The organism is Allobosea sp. TAB14, assembly GCF_052113865.1.
Taxonomy (GTDB): domain Bacteria; phylum Pseudomonadota; class Alphaproteobacteria; order Rhizobiales; family Beijerinckiaceae; genus Allobosea; species Allobosea spartocytisi.
Genome location: NZ_JBFRDQ010000376.1, coordinates 1 through 1,091, shown reverse-complemented (window position 1 = coordinate 1,091; position 1,091 = coordinate 1). Strand labels below are relative to the sequence as shown.

Below are 1,091 nucleotides of genomic sequence, written 5' to 3'. Positions count from 1 at the left end.
GGGAATGCAGGCGTCGATGATCATCTTGGAGTTCGAGGTGCGGCCCGAATCGCGGTCGGCGGCCGAAATCCTTGGATCGAGCGACGAGCTCCAGGCGTTGCGGACGATATCGACATCCTCCGAAGGTTCGGCACGGGTCGTCACGGCCCACATCACGTCGGCGAGGTTCGAAGGATCGACATCCTCGTCAACCACCACGACGACGCGCCCCATATAGCTGTTGGCGGCGGCGATCAGCCCCGCCCGCTTGGCGTGCCCGGCATAACGCTGACGGATCGCGACAACGGTCATCAACTGCGAGACATGCTGCCAGGCGCCGACCACGTCGCCGACGCCGCAGGCCTCGAGATTGCCCCAGATGCTGGCGGCTCGAAACGGAATGCCGAAATGGAAACGCGGCGGTTTCAGGGGCGGCGATCCCAATAGGATCGGATTGTCGCGATAGTGGGCTGCCTTGATCTCCATGACCGGCGCGGGGCGCTTGTCGGCGGCGTAATAGCCGGTGAACTCGCCAAACGGCCCTTCGGGCAAATTCGCCTCGTCGAAAGGCAGCAGATAGCCTTCGAGGATGATCTCCGCATGGGCCGGCACCGGCAGGYCGGTCAGCGGCAGTTCGTAGACCTCGACCGGCTCGCCTCTGATCGCGCCTGCGAAGGCGTATTCCGGGTGCCGCTCCGGCAGATATTCGAAGCCGGCGATGAAAAGCGCCGGATCCTGGCCGTTCACGATCGCGATCGGGCAAGGCTCGCCCCGGTCCCAATACTTCTTGGAGATCATCGCGCCATGGCGGCCCTTGTGGTCGAACTGGACCGTCACCCTGTCGGGGCCGTGCACCTGCACGCGATAGATCGCCGCGTTGACCCAGCCCTCGTCCGGGTCTTTCGTGATGACGAGGCTGCCCGAGCCGATATAGGGGCCGCCATCGTTGCGGTGCCAGACCGGCGCGGGAAAGCGCGAGATGTCGACGGCGCCGTCGGTCATGCTGTTCTGCAGGAAGGGTGCGTCCTTCACGGTCACCGGATCGATCGGCTTTAGGGTGCCGCGGCGTTCCTTCCAGCTCTTCAGGACCTCGAGCGGCGACAGCGATGGGT

Annotated in this window: 1 protein-coding gene; it reads right to left on the bottom strand. The window is 64.8% G+C overall.

Annotated elements, in window-relative coordinates; all coding sequences use genetic code 11:
* A partial coding sequence (locus AB4Y99_RS27750; RefSeq protein WP_441525622.1) for a UbiD family decarboxylase occupies positions 1-1,091 on the bottom strand: 1,091 nt, incomplete at both ends.